The following is an 18177-nucleotide window of genomic DNA, read 5'->3' as shown; positions in this document are numbered from 1 at the left end:
TTTAGGCTAATTTTTTGGTTATACTGGTGGTTATATTTTTCTTTGCAGCCGCATTCGTATATCATAAAAGCGAATTGACCATGTCTAATATTGCAGAAAAAGTGAAAGCGATCATCGTCGACAAACTAGGAGTTGACGAGTCAGAAATCGCATTGGAATCAAGTTTTACCAATGATCTGGGAGCAGACTCTCTAGATACAGTAGAACTCATTATGGAATTCGAAAAGACTTTCGATATTTCTATTCCTGACGAACAAGCTGAGAACATCACCACCGTAGGTGAGGCTGTCTCTTATCTTGAGTCTCAGGTTAAGGAGTAATTTCCATCTAGTATACCGTCCGGAGGATTTACCCTGCCGCGTGTGACTTTTATAGCTGCACCGGTAGATAATTTTTCGGACGGTTTCTTTTTTATTGGAATCACTTTCCGCTTCATTACTACGGTGAGGTGTTTTTCTAAAAGACCGAATCTATGAGAAGAGTGGTAGTTACTGGGCTAGGTGCCCTTACGCCAATCGGCAACAATCTTGCTGCTTACCTTGAAGGCCTTCAGAAAGGAATGAGTGGTGCTAATCGTATCACCTATTTTAATCCTGAAAACTTCAAGACCCAATTCGCTTGCGAATTGAAGGAATTTGATGCGACCGAGTTTATCGATCGTAGAGAAGTTCGACGGCTAGACCGTTTTTCGGTCTATGCAATGGTAGCAGCTGACGAAGCTGTAAAACATGCTCAGCTCGATCCGGAACAGCTGGATGTTGAGCGGGTAGGTGTAATCTGGGCGAGCGGTATTGGTGGCTTGCGATCTCTTGAAGAAGAGATCACTTATAATGCTACCAGTGATCAACCTCGTTATAATCCGTTCATGATTCCCAAAATGATTGGGAACATGGGAGCCGGGCATATTTCTATGAAGTATGGTTTCCGAGGGCCTAGCTATGGAACAGTTTCCGCATGTGCTTCTACCGGGCATGCGCTTGGAGCTGCTGCTGATGATATTCGCCTTGGCCGTACTGATGTAATGGTTGTAGGAGGTTCAGAAGCTGCTGTTACGGAAGTAGGTATTGGTGGATTTAGCGCCATGAAAGCGCTGTCTACACGGAATGATGACTTTGCTACAGCGTCGCGTCCTTATGATGCAGAACGCGACGGGTTTGTCCTGGGAGAAGGAGCAGGTTCATTTATTCTTGAAGAACTAGAACATGCTAAGGCACGAGGTGCGACCATCTATGCAGAAGTGATGGGGTATGCCGCTACCTCTGATGCTTATCACATTACGGCCCCCCATCCGGAAGGCTTGGGAGCGAGTACATGTATGCGCAACGCATTGAATTTTTCAGGTATCAATATTGATGAAGTAGATTACATCAATACGCACGGTACCTCTACTCCTTTGGGAGATATAGCAGAACTAAAGGCCATACAGCAGGTCTTTGGTGATAAGATTTATAACCTGAATATCAGTTCTACCAAGTCCATGACAGGACATTTGCTTGGAGCAGCAGGTGCAATTGAAGCAATTGCGTGTATCTTAGCAATTCAACATAACTTTGTGCCGCCTACGATCAATCATTTTAATGATGATCCCGAGATTGATAAACGAATCAACCTAACCTTTAATGAGGCTCAGGAAAGGGACGTTAAGGTAGCATTAACGAATACATTTGGCTTCGGCGGGCATAATTCCGCAGCAGTCTTTAAGCGCTTCGAAGGATAGACCAGCGGGTCTTACTTTGGGCAATAGTGGGTTTTGCGATACGTTAGAACGTGTTGAAATGTGATTTTTTGGAGGTAACAATGATTTGTTTCTCCAAAAAACCACATGTTTTTTCTATTTGTAGTATACCCAACCACCGTCCGGGACACAGATTTTCTGTGCATATTCCTGATGAAGTGCAAAATGTTTGTACACAAAAGAGAATGGCTGTAAGCCTTCACTTTTGTATTATTTTGTACAGTTGGAGCTAGCGCAATATGGCCTTGCCTCGTTGCACTGCTTTCAAAAACCGGTATGCTGTGTTTCGATTAATTAAACGATTCTACAACGGGTATATCTCTCCAGAGAAACATATAGCTCGTCGATTGCGCCAGATCATAGGGTTTACACCCGCGAATCTGCGTATTTTCAAGCAGGCCTTTTTCCACAAATCCACCCAGTCGGAAAAAGATTATGCTATGCAAAACAATGAACGCCTGGAATACCTGGGTGATGCTGTTTTGGGGACTATCGTTGCGGAGTATCTTTTTCAGAAGTACCCCAATGCTGATGAAGGCTTTTTGACCAAAATGCGGTCGAAAATTGTCAAGCGAAAATCCTTAAACATTATTGGTGACAACATGGGAGTAGATATGCTCCTCAATGAATTCAATAATACCAGAATCAGCCGCTCAATGCTGGGTAATGCGGTAGAAGCCCTTGTCGGTGTTGTTTACCTGGAGAAAGGCTATAATGGTACGAAGCGGTTTATTATCCGCCGGATGTTGCGGAAGTTTGTAGATATTCACGAACTAGAGTCCTACGATGATAACTACAAAAGCCAGCTTTTGGAACATTGTCAGAAGAATGGTCAGAATGTATCTTACCGGCTCCTTACCCGCTACAAAATGGACAAACGTGATCGCTTTAAGGTTGCCGTTATGATTGATGGGCAAAAAATTGCGGTCGCAGATGATTTTAATAAAAAAAGCGCTGAACAACAGGCTTCAGAAAAAGCACTTAAGAACCTTAATATCCCTGTCCACGGCGAAAACTGATAACGATAAGTAAGTAGTTTGAACCATGGCTGATTCTCCCGTATCCTGGTCGTATGAACGCTTGCTCCAGCTTGCACCTGATGCCAGCTCACTGGAACAGGCCCGGCGCCTCTTTTTTGCCAAACGTTGGCAAACCCTTCAGGGAAATGGGCAATACCTGTGGGGAGAATATGAAACTGCTTATGGCCATAAATCCAGCGCGATCGTACGCCTGGAACCTCCTCTTTTTCGTTGCTCCTGCAAAAGCCCACGCCGCCCTTGTAAGCACGCCCTCGCGTTGGTGCTCCTTTTCTTGAATCGTAATGAAGTATGGACAGTGAAGGAAGAGCTTCCTGAATGGGCCATTAAATTGTTAGGAAGCCATTCAGCTACGGGAACCTCTACTACAAAGTTATCATCTCCTGATGTAGCTAAGCAGGAGAAAAGAATTCAACTGATGGATCAGGGAGTTGGTGAACTCGACAAATGGTTACAACAACTTGCACGACTTGGCTTGGCCCAGTTAGCGAATGCTCCAGAGGAATGGGAAACATTGGCCGCCAGGATGGTTGATGNTAAACTGGGAAGTATTGCCCGTCGATTACGTATTTGTCATTCCTTGTTTGAACAAGAGGACTGGGTAGAGGAAGTAACCGCAGAAATTGGAAAACTTTACTTGTTTGTTCGAGCTTGGCAGCGGAAGTCGACTCTCGAAATCGACCAAAAGCGAGAACTACTTCAGGTGGCAGGTTGGAACTTACGCAAAGAACGTGTGCTTCAAGAGCCTGGCTTGCAAGATAACTGGCTGGTGTTGGGGTTGATCACCGGCATCGAAGAAAAGCTGCGTTATCGGCGAACATGGTTTCGGGGAGAGCAAACGGGCAAGTATGCTTTGCTACTCGATTTTGCTTTCGGCAATCAAGGTTTTGAAGACCATTGGGTAACAGGTAGTGTGCTAAAAGGAACGCTGGCCTACTATCCAGGGCAGCCCCAATTGCGGGCGGTATTCAAAGCTTACCAAAGTTCTCGAGAACCCTATGAGGCTGCCGCCGCTTATCCCCACCTTCATGAAGTACAGGCGCGTTATGCTCAGGCACTAGGTGCTTCTCCCTGGCTTTTAAGCTTTCCGGTATTGATCGATGAGGTGACACCGATCTACCATTCGGAGGAAGAGGCATTTATGTTGGTTGATAGCAAAAAGGCCTTCCTGGAGATGGCGACGAGTACCGCCAACTGGAAACTTCTGGCCCTCAGTGGCGGGCAGCCAATAACTTGTTTTGGGGAATACGATGGAGAATCTTTTCTACCTATTTCTGCCCTCAGTGAAGGGCGGGTGATCTTATTATAAGGGATTAATTTTTTAAAGAACACTGATGGCATACCATAATAAAGGGCTTAGTCGTTTCAAAAGCGCTTAAGGTGTGGCAATATCCTTACCTTTGCGGCGCAAAAATTGCAAGTTTAACCCAGTAGGGATCGCAAGGCGAATTGTCTACAGCTTTTCAGCCTTACTAAAGCATTATCATGAGGAAGGTTAGTATCTATTGTTTGTGTACGTTGTGGCTATGTTCCGGGTTTTTATCCGAGAATACTCTTGGTGCCCAATCCTTAATGCGGGGTTGGGAAGTAGGTCCCTGGGGAGGAGTGTCTTATTACTTTGGTGACCTGAATACCAACTATCGACTAGATCGTCCAAATCCGGCAGGAGGAATACTGGCGCGTTATAACTTCAACGAACGCTTAGCTTTTTCACTGAGCGGTAATTACGGAAAGATCGAAGCTTATGATAGTGACTCCCGCAACCCTTATGAATTAAATCGCAACCTTAGTTTCGAAACAGATATATGGGAGGCTACAGCCCTTTTTGAATTTAACTTCCTTCCTTATTTTCATGGAAGTAGAGATGATTTCTTTACCCCATACCTCTTTGGTGGACTTTCGTTGTTTAGCTTTAACCCGATGGCAGAATACGACGGGCCTATGACGCTGGATGGCGTAAACCCTGGAGAGATGGTCGAATTGCGCTCATTGGGAACAGAGGGCCAGTTTAAAGGAGAAGAGTACTACACCACTACGGCTGCACTTACTTATGGAATGGGGTTCAAATTTGATATCAATTACGAGTGGAGTATCAATATTCATATAGGTGCCCGCTCTACTTATACCGATTATCTTGATGATGTCAGTAGCGTTTATCCTGATCGGACAGACTTGCTGAAAGACCGGGGTGAACTGGCGGTGTATATGTCTTCGGGGAAGTCACTAAATGCTGAGAATGGTAGTGCCTTAGGCTTGCAAGGCCGCCAGCGCGGAGACAGTAACGACCGTGATACTTATCTTTTTGCAGGGGTAGGTGTCATGTATTATTTTGGTGATGTGCGCTGTCCTTCTTATGGCAAAGGTTCTAAGCGCAGGTAAGACAAGGCTATGGTTCAGCAAATAGAATTTTCGCTCCCAGCATATTCGCGCGGATACCACCTTATTACCCCTAAGGTTTTAGCACAACTACCGGACTTGCCTAAGACGGGGTTATTGTCGATTTTTATTAAACATACCTCAGCAGCACTTACGGTCAACGAGAATGCAGATCCTTCTGTTCGCACTGATTTCGAAAGTATTGTTAATCATATTGTGCCTGAGAATTTACCATTCTTAAAGCATACAATGGAGGGCCCAGACGATATGCCTGCTCATATTAAAGCTAGCTTTATTGGTAGTAGTGTAACGATCCCTATTACCAATGGTCAACTCAATTTGGGAACATGGCAAGGGGTTTATCTTTGTGAATTTCGTAATCACGGTGGGTGCCGCAAGCTCGTTGCGACAGTGTATAGCTAAAACTCTTATTTTGAGCTTTGATTTCTTCCTTCAACAAGCTTTATCATGGCGATTTTTCTACAAGGTGTATACTGGGGGCTATTACTAGCCATTTTGGTAGGCCCATTATTGGTTGCGCTCATTCAAGCTAGCCTGGAACAAGGAACGAAAGCAGGGTTGATGGTAGGCCTGGGGATTTGGGTCAGCGATCTGGCATTTATCCTTAGCGTTTACTTTGGCTTTCGGTTTATTGAAAAAATAAGCGAAGCCGATAGTTTTGAACTCGGTGTTGGCTTGGTTGGAGCATTGATTTTACTTATTACAGGAATAGCCACCTTACTTACGCCGCCGCCTTCCCTTGATGATCCTGACCACCTATTGAAAGGCACCCGAGGTAGCTGGGCACTCTGGTCCAAAGGTTTTCTTATCAATACGGTCAACCCTTTTACCGTTATTTTCTGGATTACGGCCATGTCTACCGTTGTACTTGAACGGGATTACAATGGACTGGAATCATTACTGTTTTTTGGTGGTCTGTTTGGGATGATTGTTTTTTCTGATTCACTGAAAATTTTTCTCGCACATAAGATTCGCCACCGCCTTACGCCAAAGCACCTTTGGTGGGTACGGCGGGTAGCAGGTATTGCCCTGATCGTTTTTGCTTTTGTATTGGTTGCCCGTTCTTGGTTAAGTTAGAGCTTGTTGGGGAATTTTGCGAACTGCTTTTTAACGATTTGCGGTTCTGGCTAAGGAGTTCAAATTGAATTTAGCGGGCTAAGTGAAATTTTCACACCGACGCCAGGTTCGTAAACCCTTAAAAAGCGGGAAGCATCAATCTTTTTTCCTTTAATTCGACATATTTGTTTTTCACCAAATGAAATTACCCAACAAGCTCTTAATATTGGCTATTTTTGCAGCAAACTTATACTGCATTGAAAAAGGCGCTAACCAACATCCTTAAGTTTCTTGTATTCCTGAGCGTAGGTCTCGTTATTTTGTACTGGGTATACCAGAAACAAAATGCTGCTTACCAGGCAGAATGTGGCCTCAAGGGAATTGCCGCAGATGATTGCAGTCTTCTGCAAAAAGTATTGACCGATTTTGCTTCCGCAGATATTTTCTGGCTACTCGTGGTCTTGGTTTGTTTTACGATTAGTAATATATCGAGGGCGTCACGTTGGAATATGCTCTTGCAGCAGTTGGGTTTTAAGCCACGCCTTATCAATGGTTTCTTGACCGTTATTCTCGGTTATTTTGCCAACTTAGGCTTGCCACGAGTTGGTGAAGTTGTTCGTGCGGGCACAATGGCTCGCTACGAAAAAATCCCCGTAGAGAAAGTAATGGGGACGGTGGTCGTTGATCGCGTGATTGATGTGATCAGTATCCTTATTGTGACCGCATTAGCACTGGTGTTGGAGTTTGATACCTTATGGGCATTCCTCCAAGAAAATAATGCTATCGGTGAAAAAATAAGCGCGAACAGTACCTTGCTTTTTGCCTTGGCAGCACTGGGGATAGGTGGTTTACTGGCGCTTTACCTTTTGCGTAAACGGATACAACAGACAAGGATTTACGAAAAAATAAGCGGTATCCTATTGGGTTTTGTCGAAGGCCTACAGACAATTGGCAAACTTGATCGACCTTTTATGTTTGTCTTGCACAGTATCAATATATGGGTCATGTATTTCTTAATGACCTATGTTTGTTTCTTTGCTTTCGAGCCTACGGCTGCACTTTCTGCGAGTGTGGCGCTGGTTGTTTTTGTTTTTGGCGGTTGGGGAATTGTCATTCCTTCACCCGGAGGCATGGGAACCTATCATTTTTTAGCCACGACAGCGCTTGGCTTTTATGGCATAGCAGGTGATGACGGCTTTTCTTGGTCCAATATATCTTTCTTTACGATCCAAATTGGATGTAACATCTCAATAGGATTGTTGGCCTTAATTCTATTGCCGATCATCAATCGTGAAAAGGTAGAGGGTTCTTCTACAGCAGGTACCTAGTGGATCACCCTGTAAGTTTCGTTATGCTAAGTCGCCGATTTTCGTGCTTGGGCGAGGAGCTGACACCGGAGTGTAGCCATAGCTACATGAGGATTTCAGGGACGAAGCACAAGTGCAAAAAAGCAAGACTTGGGTGTAACAGAATTTACGGGGTGGTCCACTAGCTTCATACTCCTTCCAAAGATTTTTTGGGGCCATGCCATCTCCCGTCCCGACTTTTTTAGTCGGAACGGGATCGGCACCGGGCTATCCGTTTTACCTGCGGTACCACTGCTCTCCCTTGTCCTTGGTCACTCCGTGCCCCGAGCTCCAGGCGCTGCCTTTCGCACCAATAATTTCCGAATCCGCTCGTATCCTACTTTCAAAGGATGGCCTACTCTTTGGCGAAGTTGTTCAAATCTTCGTCCCAGTTATAATCTTTAAAAACAATGCGGTAGCCACCTGTATTCACCTTGAGGTAGTGCTCGACTATTTTTCGAATGCCTCTGCGTCCACCAAAATCACCAAGATACCAATAGCCTAATCTGCTGAAGTGTATTTCCTGCTTATCTGGAAAGATGTCGGTTTCGCTTTCCAAAAAACTTTGGCTGGCCCAATCAAGTTGTTGGTCTATTTTTTCAAAAGCATAAAAAGCAATGGGTGGGCAGCTGATAGCTCCGCAATTGAGAGCGAAATGAATGCGGGCATCTATTTCTTTCACAGCTAACTGACGGATTAATTTTGGCACAAATAGATTGGGGAGGTACCCCAACGCAAGTTTCGCCCGATAGCGCCGCAGAATACCATGCTCGATCTCATCAAGGCTGAATGTTTGCCCAGCGATATGGCATAGTTTTTCTCGATAGATGGCTGGCTTATCAATACCATTATTGCGGCGAAGATGCAGAAAGAAAGCATTGTAACAATTTATCCAGAAGGTTTTCTTTTGTTGCTCAGAGCGGAGCTCTTGAAACAATATAGGCAGAGGAAGCGCTGAAATTTTTGCCAGATGGTCATCTGGCTGCTGCTGCATTTTTAGCGCGAGTAAAAAATCGGCTGCTATTTTTGGGATATCCTTATTCACGTTCTTTTTTTACGAAAACAGCGTGCTAAGAACCCACAACCGCGGCTAATTGTTTTCTGGTTTCCTCCAAATCAGCCGCTTCCTTAACGTGCTGCTTCGCCCATTTTCGGTAACGAAAACCTTCCCACCGAGGTAGAAAATGACGGGCATAAACCCAGGCTAGTAAGCCAGAGATGGGTAAGCTTAGTAAGTACCAACCAGCGAAAGGCGCTCCGAGTAGCCACTGCGCAAGCTGGTATTGCAACCAATAGAAAAGAGGAAAAGTGAGTGCGCCTGCCAGAATTTTTACGGTGCTACGATAGCCGATGTAAAGCTGAATTTTGCGTTCAAGTAGGCGCGGTATTTCGTAGGGAAAAAAGTTGTTGATTCTACCATATAACCATACCGGCCAGCCAAGAAGGACAGGGATGGTCCATAAAGATTTTCCTTTACGGCTAATACCGCGATCTGTCTGCTTGATCGCCTTTAGTTGTTGGCGATAACTATTGGCCATTTCTACGAGTTCTTGATAGGCTGTAGGCTGTTCGGCAGCCAGTATTTTGAGTTGGCCAAGCAGTTGTTGGGTACGATCATAATGCTGCTCTACAGATACTGGCTGATCATGTTGGAGTATCCGGTCCAGGCGGTAGAGCAATTGATCTTGCTCCTGATTATCGGTATGGATGAGCAACTTGCGGTTTTCATTTTCCAGGTGTTCGGTAAGGTCTTTTACAGCCTGGATTTCATTCTCTTCGAATGCTTCTTGCCAATCCGCGACCCTGATGGGCTCGCCAGCTTCCATATAGAGCCTGCTTCCGCAATGGGTAGGCTGTTCGTAGGTAAGTCCTACAGGGTAAATATGTAGATTTAACGAAAACCCCTTCTCTGCTTCAGCGCCCAATGCGATACGGGCAGTACCTGTCTTGAAGGGGCGTAAATGACGTTCGAGTTCGCTACCGCCTTCTGGCGCAATAAAGATGATCCCGCCATTGCCAAGGTGATTAAAACTAGCAGCAAAGCTCTTGCGATTATCGACCTTTTTTATTTTTTGATCCTTACCAGGACGCATGATGGGAATACAGTATAAATATCGCAATAGAAAACCCACGACCGGGTTTTTGAACATACTGGCATTGGCCAGAAAAAACGATTGCCGAGGCGTGCGAGAAATGACATTCAGGGGGTCGACCATCGTGTTGGGATGGTTGGAAATGATAATACCCGGCCCTTTGAAGGCTAGTGCTTTACGGTTGCGAAACGTAGTAAACGGGAAGTAGATGGCCTGGTACAGCAGCACCAGCACCTTAAAAAAGTAATAAAGCAACAGAAGCAAAAAGCGTAGAATCACACCTTGAAATTGAGTAAGTACTGCCGAATGATTTCGTCGAACTGTGGCCCTTCTCCAAAGTGAAACTGTACTTCGGTGGGCAGTACAAATATAGGCAAGCGTTCCTTTATCAAAAACTCGCGATGCAATTCCAGCCGCATTGCGTCTTTTTCGGTGGTAATGATCACCTTTCTGTTAGTGTCCATTTTCTTAAAAGAACGGTGCAAGTTGGAAATATCTTCTTTGTTGAAATAGTGATGATCAGCAAACTCTAAACTCTGTACAGAGCCGACTTGTGATTGTAAATAGTCAATCAAATAATCGGTTTTAGCGATAGCGCAAATGAGGAGGACGTCCAGTTTTTCATCCAACTGTAGACGGTAACGAGGGTTAAACTGGTAATAAGGAGCCTGGTAGGCGTAGTACGAAAAAAACAATTGCTGGTGCGGAAGTGGATTGATTTCGGCGCGAATCGCTTCTTTTTCTTCCTGCGAAATAGTTTGTGGACACTTGCTGATGATAATGACATCAGCGCGTTCATAGGATTCTCTCCACTCGCGAAGGCGACCGGCAGGCAGTAAGAAGTCTTGGGTGAAACGATTAGAATATTCGGTGAGTAAAATATTTACCCCCGGCTTAACAGAGCGATGCTGGAAAGCATCATCTAGCAATACCATTTGAGTATCGCTCTTTTTCATGACAATCTGAGGAATCGCAAAAGCACGGTCTTCTGCTACATATACGCCTATGTCTGGGTATTTGCGTTTGAATTGTAGCGGTTCATCACCCACGCGTTCGGCGTTATTGTTGCGCTCTACTTCCAGAAACCCCCTGGTTTTGCGGCTGTAGCCTCGGCTGAGGGTCGCTATTTGGATGTGTTCACGCAAAAGACGGATAAGGTACTCTATATGAGGGGTTTTGCCTGCCCCACCAACAGAGAGGTTACCGACCGAGATGACGGGTACACTAAAGGTCATGGACTTGAGCAGCCCCGCACGATAAAACGCATTGCGCAAGCTCACCCCCATGCCATAAAGGAGGGAAAAGGGAGCCAATAATAATTGTACGAGCTTACGTTGAATCATAATTTAATACATTTGTGCGCTACTAACTAACCTGTTTATGAAAGCAATGGTTTTTGCTGCTGGCCTGGGTACTCGCCTACGCCCTTATACCAACGACCGACCGAAGGCATTGGTTGAAGTGCAAGGTAAAACCTTGTTGGAAATTGTACTACGCCGCTTGCAATCTTTTGGCGTGAAGGAGGTCGTCGTCAATGTTCACCACTTTGCTGATAAGGTGATTGCGCATCTGCAAGAACACGAAAATTTTGGCCTCGAAATTCATGTCTCCGACGAACGAGACCTGCTGCTAGATACTGGCGGTGGACTGAAAAAAGCAGCACACTTGTTGTCTGACGCTCCTTTTCTGATTCATAATGTGGATATTTTGAGTGATCTGGATTTAGGTCAGCTTTATGCTGCGCATCAGCCAGGGCAGAACTTAAGTACGCTGGCCGTCCGACAGCGGGAAACCTCTCGTTATTTAGAGTTTAGCCCTAAAGGTGAGTTGTGTGGTTGGAAAAATAAAAAAACCGGTGAGCGAAAAATCAGTAAAGAAGAAGTGACCGTACTCGACTGGGCCTACAGCGGAATGGCTGTGATTGATCCAGGCTTGTTTGCCTATTTTCCTCAAGATAAGGAGGTGTTCTCCATAATAGAGGCCTGGTTGGCCGCTGCTAAAAAAGGAATTATTCGTAACTTTCCTCACGACGATACGAAATGGCTGGATGTAGGAAAACCAGTCGCGTTAGAAAGGGCTGCTAGGGAATTTAATCTCGACTAAATAACTTAGCATGAAAATATTTTGGCGAACAACAAAGTGGATATCCTTGACCCTGCTTGGGGTAGTACTCGTGTATGGCCTTTTGGCCTTGGTGTTCTCTTTGTGGAGCACCAACCCTCCTGACAATGATTGCTCCAAAGATAAGATTGTTTACGTGACCTCAACGGGTATTCATCTGGATGTCGTTGTTCCTGTCGGAGATCTTCCAGAGGGACTTCGGCACGCCTCTTTTCAGGATAGTATTAGCACTCACATCGCTTATGGCTGGGGAGAACGAAATTTTTATTTAGAAACACCTACCTGGGCCGACCTCACCTTTAGCAATGGTGCGCAAGCATTGCTGGTAAACAGCGCTCCTGTGATGCACCTAACCCGCTATCAAGAGAAGAAGCCTGGATGGGTAGCCGTGGAATTATGCGAGGATGCCTTAGCGGAATTGCTCGTTTTTATTGAAGATTCTTTCCAGAAAACAGCCAGTGAGGAATGGGAACAGATCGGAACTACAGGCTACAGTGAGAACGATTTTTTCTACGAAGCTAATGGACAGTACAATGCGATTACCACTTGTAATACCTGGTTGAATAATGCGCTAAAAGCTGCCGAGGTAAAGACTTCACGCTGGTCGCCCACGACACATGGGATTCTATATCATCTGGAGCGTCCCTGACGAAGAGCTTGGTTGGGTTAGTCGAGATAAAATTTGTTGTATTGGCGAACGGCGGCAAGATGAAAACGGGCTGGCTTCTTTACCATTAAGCTAGCGATACACGTGACCAGCCCGGCTCCGGCTAATGTTACACCTGCTATGCGGGCGTCGCGACCATCCTGATCCATTAGTATCCCTCCAATAATCAGGGCTCCAAGGCCAGTGCCCAGCATGATGAAAACCTTTTTTTGTTTTCGCTTACCTAAGCCAAGTGTTTCCTGTATTTGGGCCAGTTCTGTTTGGTCAATCTCTGGGTTGGGGGTGTTTAGTACCTCTAATAAAGTGTTGTATTTGAGCGATTGTAAATCTCCAAAAGGAGCACGCGAGAAATAAAAATTTTTAGAGCTACTGTTTGATTGGTAGCTTTTTCCTTCAAAGACGTTATAGTAGCCCGTTTCGATTCGGGGTAAAATACTAGCGTTGAAGTTTGCTCGATAATCTCCATCGAGATTATAAAACTTAACTTGTTCAAAGGGGATTTTATCCCCATTGAGCTGGAAGAAATTCGTCTTAATGAATCCCCTCTTAGCTGTAAAGTCAGAAGAGAACAATAAGGTACTGTCTTTGAGATAGACGAAGTCTTCTTCAGGCATGTTTGTTAACGATTCGTCTTGGGCAGAGGTGATACTGAAGACAAAGAGAAGTAAAGCAGGGAGCAAGTAGCGTTTCATAAAAGAGGTCGTTTTGTTGTTGAAATAGTACAATAAATCGTAAAAAGAGGAGGAACGATTTCGTTGAATACGGGTTTAATTATAACTTGATGATGAAGATAACCTCTTTTTTGTAATTCAAAAGCGGTGGGCATCGCCCAAAAGCACGCCGCATCCCGATTGATCGGGAGAGGAGGACAAGGGGTGGAAGTGGTATGCGCGGACTGGCTTTGCCAGGAGCACATAAGAACGGACGACCCGGTGCCACCCGCAGGGCTGGCATGGCCCCAAAAAATAGAACTATGGAAAAATCCCTAATTTCGCACCTCGTTGGCCTGATGCGTAGAATTGATGAGGGCTTCAGCGAGCTATTTAGAAAAAATGATATTGTTTACGACCCCATGAAGTATCTTATTGTAGGTTTAGGAAATATAGGTGCCAAATATGAAGGCACTCGGCATAATGTTGGTTTTGATGTTGTGGATCACTTGGCACAGGCTAAAGAAGTGAGCTGGAGCACAGATACCTTGGGTGATGTAGCCCAGTTTAAGCATCGCGGGCGCACGTATATTCTGTTGAAACCATCAACATATATGAATCGTAGTGGGAAAGCGGTGCGCTATTGGTTGCAAAAAGAAAAAATAGAGAAGAGCAACCTCTTGGTGATAATGGATGACCTGAACTTGCCCTTTGGGAAGCAGCGACTACGTGGTAAAGGAAGTGATGGTGGGCACAATGGACTCAAGGATATTGACCAGATGACGGGCGGTAATGACTATGCGCGGCTACGATTTGGTATTGGAGATGAGTTTTCAAAAGGTAGGCAAATCGACTTTGTCTTGGGAGAGTGGTCGACAGAAGAGCGTGAGACCCTTGCTGATTTGGTTAAATATGCTGGTGATACGGCATTGAGCTTTGGGGCAATTGGTCTAAACCACACCATGAATAAGTTTAATAAAAAGTAGGTCGTACCGTTTCTATACGCAGAAAATGCAAAGATTGATTTGTTTTGTTTAACTTTTAGTGTTGTTTCTTAAACAAAACAAGGAGTATCCTGTTTCTCCCATGTTACTAAAACAGGACCACCTTGTCAAAGAAAATTATTGTTGTTGGTGCGGGTTTCGCCGGCTTAGCTGCCGCGGCTAGCTTGGCTCAGAAAGGCCATCAGGTCACAATCCTGGAAAAGAACGAAGGCCCGGGAGGGAGGGCTCGCCAGTATCAGGCACAAGGGTTCACCTTTGATATGGGGCCTAGCTGGTATTGGATGCCAGAAGTTTTTGAAGACTTTTTCCAGCGTTTTGGTAAAAGTACTGCGGATTACTACGAATTACTACGATTAGATCCTTCTTATATCGTCTACTTTGGTAAAGATGACGAAATGGAAGTGCCGGCCAAGATGGAGGCACTTTATGCCATGTTTGAGTCTTATGAACCAGGTAGTAGTACCAAGTTGAAGCAATTTTTGGACGAAGCTGCCTATAAATATAAGGTGGGCATGAAAGAGTTTGTCTTCAAGCCTAGTCATAGTATTATGGAGTTTGCGGATCTACGTATTCTCAAGAGTATGTTTGGTTTGCAAATGTTCTCGAGCGTTTCATCGGCCATTCGCAAATTGTTTAAGAACGAAAAACTGATTCAGTTACTGGAGTTTCCAGTACTCTTTCTGGGCGCAACACCCCAAAAGACTCCTGCTCTTTATAGCTTGATGAACTATGCTGACCTTGCTTTGGGCACCTGGTACCCTAAAGGCGGTATGCACGAAATTGTAAAAGCGATGGTGAGCCTGGCCGAAGAGCAAGGGGTGGAGATTCGGTACAACCAGGAGGTAAAGCAGATCAAGGTTGTTAACGGCAAAGCAAAACAGGTAGTAACGATAGATCAATCGTATGAAGTAGATGCCGTCGTTGGCGGAGCAGACTACCACCACTTGGAGCAACAAGTATTGGAGCCACATTTGCGCAATTATTCCGCCAGTTATTGGGATAAACGTACAATGGCCCCCTCTAGCTTGCTATTTTATGTGGGGGTAGATAAAAAGCTACCAGGCTTGCATCATCATAATCTTTTCTTCGATGAAGACTTTGCCCTGCATGCTGAGGAAATCTACGAAAACCCCAAATGGCCGACCAAGCCATTGTTTTATGTATGCGCACCATCGGTGACAGATGAGACGGTGGCACCTGCTGGGCAAGAAAACCTGTTCTTTCTGATTCCTTTGGCCCCCGACCTGGAAGATACCGATGAGCTGCGCGAGAAATATTTTGAAGTCGTTTTGCAGCGGTTTGAAAATATTACCGGGCACGACATCCGCGACCATATTGTATACCGTAGGTCTTATGCACACCGGGACTTCGAGAAAGATTACCACGCGTTTAAAGGCAACGCCTATGGCTTGGCAAATACACTGTTGCAAACTGCTTTTCTGAAACCTAAAATGCGTAATCGCAAAGTAAGTAACCTCTTTTTCACTGGTCAGTTGACGACGCCCGGACCAGGGGTGCCACCGTCTTTGATTTCTGGCCAGGTAGTGGCCGAAGAGGTAGACAAAGTCCTTTAATAGAAAAACCCTGTTGTAAAATGATGAACTTATATCGCCAAGTTTGTATGGAATCCAGTAAGCTGATTACTCAGCGTTACAGTACTTCCTTCTCTATGGGTATCCGCGTATTTGATAAGCGTTATCGCGATCCAATTTATGCCATCTATGGATTTGTGCGTTTTGCAGATGAGATTGTTGATACTTTCCATGATTACCCCAAGGCTGAATTGCTAGCCAGGTTTTGGGAAGATACTTACCGAGCGATAGAAGAAGGGATCAGCTTGAACCCCGTACTACAATCTTTCCAGGAGGTAGTGAACACCTATGGAATCGAACGGGAATTGATCGATGCCTTTCTGAAAAGCATGGAAATGGACTTGCATGAAGAGACACATGATCAGGCGAGTTACGAAGAATATATTTACGGTTCAGCAGAAGTAGTGGGACTGATGTGCCTACGTGTTTTTTGCGAAGGAGATAAAACTCAGTTTGATGAATTGAAAGCCTCGGCCTGTAGCTTGGGGGCTGCTTTTCAGAAAGTGAATTTTTTACGGGATTTAAAAAGTGACTTTGATGACCGTGGGAGGGTTTATTTTCCAGGAGTAGACTTTACTAACTTCACGAATGAAGATAAAGTAATGATCGAAGCCGATATTCGTAAAGATTTTGATGATGCCTATAAAGGTATTGTGCGTTTGCCAAAAGGAGCTCGGTTGGGGGTTTATCTGGCTTATGTATACTACCTGAATTTGCTGCAAAAAATTACAGCCTCCCCTGCAGATCGTGTAGCAGGGAAAAGAATACGAGTAAACGATGGACGTAAGGTGGTATTGCTATTTAGCAGTGCTTTGCGAAATAGCCTTAATATTTTGTAAAATGATTGTTGGCATAACTAGCATGGGTAAATGTTGAGTGAACAACACTTTTTTAAGAAATATGTAAATCGATTGACCGACCGCTGGTCAATGAGCAAACTGGAACTCCTGTTTGCCTGCTTTCTGGTGTTTTCTTTTCTTTCGGGCGTCCAGGCACATTTGATGCCGAGTGTTTATCCGCTGACTAAATCCATTACAGACGGGCTATTGTTGGTAGTGTGTGGGCCTCTACTTTGGTTTATTTACCAACGCCATCAGGATACTCGTTTTTGGTGGTGGTGGGGCATTACTTATTTGTCTACCTTCTTCATTGAAGTTCTCGGAGTTGCGACAGGAGGAATCTTTGGAGAATATGCCTACGGCCCGACGATGTGGGTGCAATGGCTCAACGTCCCCTTGGTGATTGCACTCAATTGGACCTTACTGATCCTTGCGATGCACCAGGTCGCTTCTTATATAGCTCCCAAGTCTTCACTGCTTACGGCCCTATTTACGGGAGTACTCATAATGGGGTATGATTATTTCATAGAACCTGTTGCCATAGCATTGGGTTACTGGACCTGGGAAGCTGTAGACATACCATTACAGAATTATTTAGCCTGGGGAGTGATTGCTTTTTTGTTTAGTTGGCCATTAAGCTATTTGAAAATCACTTACCGCCATCCACTGCTTATAATATATGGTGTAGCGCAGCTTGTTTTCTTTTTGCTGTTGCAGGCTTTGTTTATCTAGCATCAAACCTTATGGACAACTCCCCTACTTCTTATGATTATGACTTTATCGTTGCTGGCGCTGGCGCCGCTGGGCGGAGTTTTGTCTACCACCTTCTACAGTCACCCTTAAGAGGCAGTCGGATTTTGTTGTTGGATAGAGAACACAAAAAGGAAGATGATCGGACTTGGAGTTTTTGGGAGGTAGGTAGTGGCCCTTTCGAAGAAATTGTGCATCACCGTTGGCCTATACTTTGGTTTTATAATGAAGATTTTGCTCGTAAAATGGAAATTGCTCCATTTACGTATAAGATGATTCTAGCGGCAGACTACTATAGGTATACGAATGAAGCTTTTGCAAAAGCACCACACGTAGAACAACAGATCACAAATATTCATGCAATTCGGAATACGAACAATGGAGTAGAGGTAGAAACAGATGATGGTACAGTTACTGCTCGTTGGTGTATCAATAGTACAGCTCGACCAGCAATAGATAAAAGCAAAGTAAATTACCTCGATCAGCACTTTCGGGGGTGGTTTATTAAAACAGCGAGCCCGGTCTTTGATTCAGGTCAAGCTGTAATGATGGACTTTCGTACACCACAAGAAGGAGAGTTCCGGTTTTTATATGTGTTGCCAACGAGTAAGACAGAGGCGCTGGTAGAGGTCGCTATTTTTTCTAACCAGCATTTACCTGAAGCGGGTTATGATAGGATCATCCAGAATTATCTTGACAAGCATTGGCCCCAGTTGCCTGGTTATACCGTTACACGAACCGAAGCGGGTAATATTCCGATGACGGATTATGACTTCCCTTTATTTAAAGACCATATTATTAATGTAGGAATGAGTGGAGGAGACACCCGTGCATCAACAGGGTATACCTTTATATATATACACCGACGAATAGAACGAATTATTGATGGC

General features: G+C 44.8%; 18 protein-coding genes (1 of these 18 running past the window's edge). 14 read left to right on the top strand and 4 right to left on the bottom strand.

What is annotated here, in order from left to right:
* The first annotated feature begins 80 nt into the window (after positions 1-80).
* The 7 genes from A3EU_RS0115765 (at position 81) to A3EU_RS0115730 (ending at position 7553) form a co-directional block, all read left to right on the top strand.
* A complete protein-coding gene (locus A3EU_RS0115765) occupies positions 81-320 on the top strand; it encodes an acyl carrier protein (protein WP_026211423.1) in 240 nt (79 codons plus the stop codon).
* Positions 321-472: 152 nt separating this feature from the next.
* Positions 473-1717 (top strand): beta-ketoacyl-ACP synthase II, encoded by a 1245-nt coding sequence (gene fabF / locus A3EU_RS0115760; RefSeq protein ID WP_020537151.1) that lies wholly within the window; start codon positions 473-475, stop codon positions 1715-1717.
* Positions 1718-2016: 299 nt separating this feature from the next.
* Positions 2017-2754 carry a ribonuclease III gene (gene rnc / locus A3EU_RS0115755; protein WP_245569363.1) on the top strand — a complete coding sequence of 246 codons (738 nt, stop codon included), beginning with the start codon at positions 2017-2019 and terminating at the stop codon, positions 2752-2754.
* 1590 nt (positions 2755-4344) lie between these two features.
* Positions 4345-5151: a type IX secretion system protein PorG gene (porG, locus tag A3EU_RS0115745; RefSeq protein ID WP_020537148.1), complete on the top strand. Its 807-nt coding sequence runs from the start codon at positions 4345-4347 to the stop codon at positions 5149-5151.
* Between the two features lie 9 nt (positions 5152-5160).
* Positions 5161-5571: a secondary thiamine-phosphate synthase enzyme YjbQ gene (locus tag A3EU_RS0115740; RefSeq protein ID WP_020537147.1), complete on the top strand. Its 411-nt coding sequence runs from the start codon at positions 5161-5163 to the stop codon at positions 5569-5571.
* 45 nt (positions 5572-5616) lie between these two features.
* A complete protein-coding gene (locus A3EU_RS0115735) occupies positions 5617-6246 on the top strand; it encodes a LysE family translocator (RefSeq protein WP_020537146.1) in 630 nt (209 codons plus the stop codon).
* Between the two features lie 236 nt (positions 6247-6482).
* Positions 6483-7553, top strand: coding sequence for a lysylphosphatidylglycerol synthase transmembrane domain-containing protein (locus A3EU_RS0115730; RefSeq protein ID WP_044086075.1), 1071 nt, complete (start codon positions 6483-6485; stop codon positions 7551-7553).
* Between the two features lie 373 nt (positions 7554-7926).
* Here the strand turns inward: A3EU_RS0115730 and A3EU_RS30690 are convergent, their stop codons facing one another.
* The 3 genes from A3EU_RS30690 to lpxK are packed head-to-tail and all read right to left on the bottom strand — an operon-like array spanning position 7927 to position 11007.
* Entirely contained in the window at positions 7927-8616 is a 690-nt protein-coding gene (locus A3EU_RS30690) for a DUF547 domain-containing protein (RefSeq protein ID WP_020537144.1), read from the bottom strand.
* Positions 8617-8641: 25 nt separating this feature from the next.
* A complete protein-coding gene (locus A3EU_RS0115720) occupies positions 8642-9943 on the bottom strand; it encodes a 1-acyl-sn-glycerol-3-phosphate acyltransferase (RefSeq protein WP_020537143.1) in 1302 nt (433 codons plus the stop codon).
* Entirely contained in the window at positions 9940-11007 is a 1068-nt protein-coding gene (gene lpxK / locus A3EU_RS0115715) for a tetraacyldisaccharide 4'-kinase (RefSeq protein ID WP_020537142.1), read from the bottom strand. The genes A3EU_RS0115720 and lpxK overlap by 4 nt, the downstream gene beginning before the upstream one ends.
* 37 nt (positions 11008-11044) lie before the next feature.
* Here lpxK and A3EU_RS0115710 point away from each other — a divergent pair, with 37 nt between their 5' ends.
* Positions 11045-11767: a nucleotidyltransferase family protein gene (locus A3EU_RS0115710; RefSeq protein ID WP_020537141.1), complete on the top strand. Its 723-nt coding sequence runs from the start codon at positions 11045-11047 to the stop codon at positions 11765-11767.
* A 10-nt stretch (positions 11768-11777) separates the two neighbouring features.
* Entirely contained in the window at positions 11778-12434 is a 657-nt protein-coding gene (locus A3EU_RS32935; protein ID WP_020537140.1) for a DUF2459 domain-containing protein, read from the top strand.
* Between the two features lie 17 nt (positions 12435-12451).
* Here the strand turns inward: A3EU_RS32935 and A3EU_RS0115700 are convergent, their stop codons facing one another.
* A complete protein-coding gene (locus A3EU_RS0115700; RefSeq protein WP_020537139.1) occupies positions 12452-13144 on the bottom strand; it encodes a hypothetical protein in 693 nt (230 codons plus the stop codon).
* Between the two features lie 281 nt (positions 13145-13425).
* Between A3EU_RS0115700 and pth the strand changes: the two genes are divergently transcribed.
* The 5 genes from pth to A3EU_RS30680 form a co-directional block, all read left to right on the top strand.
* Positions 13426-14088, top strand: a complete 663-nt coding sequence (gene pth, locus A3EU_RS0115695; protein WP_020537138.1) for an aminoacyl-tRNA hydrolase — start codon at positions 13426-13428, stop codon at positions 14086-14088.
* Between the two features lie 122 nt (positions 14089-14210).
* Complete coding sequence (locus A3EU_RS0115690) at positions 14211-15680, top strand: phytoene desaturase family protein (RefSeq protein WP_020537137.1); 1470 nt, start codon at positions 14211-14213, stop codon at positions 15678-15680.
* A gap of 20 nt (positions 15681-15700) precedes the next feature.
* On the top strand, positions 15701-16537 hold the full coding sequence (locus tag A3EU_RS0115685; protein WP_020537136.1) for a phytoene/squalene synthase family protein: 837 nt from the start codon (positions 15701-15703) through the stop codon (positions 16535-16537).
* Between the two features lie 30 nt (positions 16538-16567).
* Entirely contained in the window at positions 16568-17269 is a 702-nt protein-coding gene (locus A3EU_RS0115680) for a carotenoid biosynthesis protein (protein ID WP_020537135.1), read from the top strand.
* Positions 17270-17280: 11 nt separating this feature from the next.
* Positions 17281-18177, top strand: partial view of a lycopene cyclase family protein gene (locus A3EU_RS30680; protein ID WP_020537134.1) — the 5' portion only. The gene runs 258 nt beyond the window's last position; only the first 897 of its 1155 coding nucleotides appear in the window; its start codon is at positions 17281-17283; the stop codon falls past the right edge of the window.

The organism is Lewinella cohaerens DSM 23179 (assembly GCF_000379805.1).
Lineage (GTDB): Bacteria > Bacteroidota > Bacteroidia > Chitinophagales > Saprospiraceae > Lewinella > Lewinella cohaerens.
Note: the sequence above shows the minus strand (reverse complement) of the source record. Positions and strands in the feature narration are given on the sequence as shown.

Bases quoted from the DNA above. Each gene is read 5' to 3' on its own strand.
- fabF (WP_020537151.1), top strand. From the start codon at position 473: ATGAGAAGAGTGGTAGTTACTGGGCTAGGTGCCCTTACGCCAATCGGC.
- A3EU_RS0115735 (WP_020537146.1), top strand. From the start codon at position 5,617: ATGGCGATTTTTCTACAAGGTGTATACTGGGGGCTATTACTAGCCATT.
- porG (WP_020537148.1), top strand. From the start codon at position 4,345: ATGCGGGGTTGGGAAGTAGGTCCCTGGGGAGGAGTGTCTTATTACTTT.
- pth (WP_020537138.1), top strand. From the start codon at position 13,426: ATGGAAAAATCCCTAATTTCGCACCTCGTTGGCCTGATGCGTAGAATT.
- A3EU_RS0115700 (WP_020537139.1), bottom strand. From the start codon at position 13,144: ATGAAACGCTACTTGCTCCCTGCTTTACTTCTCTTTGTCTTCAGTATC.
- lpxK (WP_020537142.1), bottom strand. From the start codon at position 11,007: ATGATTCAACGTAAGCTCGTACAATTATTATTGGCTCCCTTTTCCCTC.
- A3EU_RS0115740 (WP_020537147.1), top strand. From the start codon at position 5,161: ATGGTTCAGCAAATAGAATTTTCGCTCCCAGCATATTCGCGCGGATAC.
- A3EU_RS0115765 (WP_026211423.1), top strand. From the start codon at position 81: ATGTCTAATATTGCAGAAAAAGTGAAAGCGATCATCGTCGACAAACTA.
- A3EU_RS0115710 (WP_020537141.1), top strand. From the start codon at position 11,045: ATGAAAGCAATGGTTTTTGCTGCTGGCCTGGGTACTCGCCTACGCCCT.
- A3EU_RS0115680 (WP_020537135.1), top strand. From the start codon at position 16,568: ATGTTGAGTGAACAACACTTTTTTAAGAAATATGTAAATCGATTGACC.
- A3EU_RS0115685 (WP_020537136.1), top strand. From the start codon at position 15,701: ATGATGAACTTATATCGCCAAGTTTGTATGGAATCCAGTAAGCTGATT.
- A3EU_RS32935 (WP_020537140.1), top strand. From the start codon at position 11,778: ATGAAAATATTTTGGCGAACAACAAAGTGGATATCCTTGACCCTGCTT.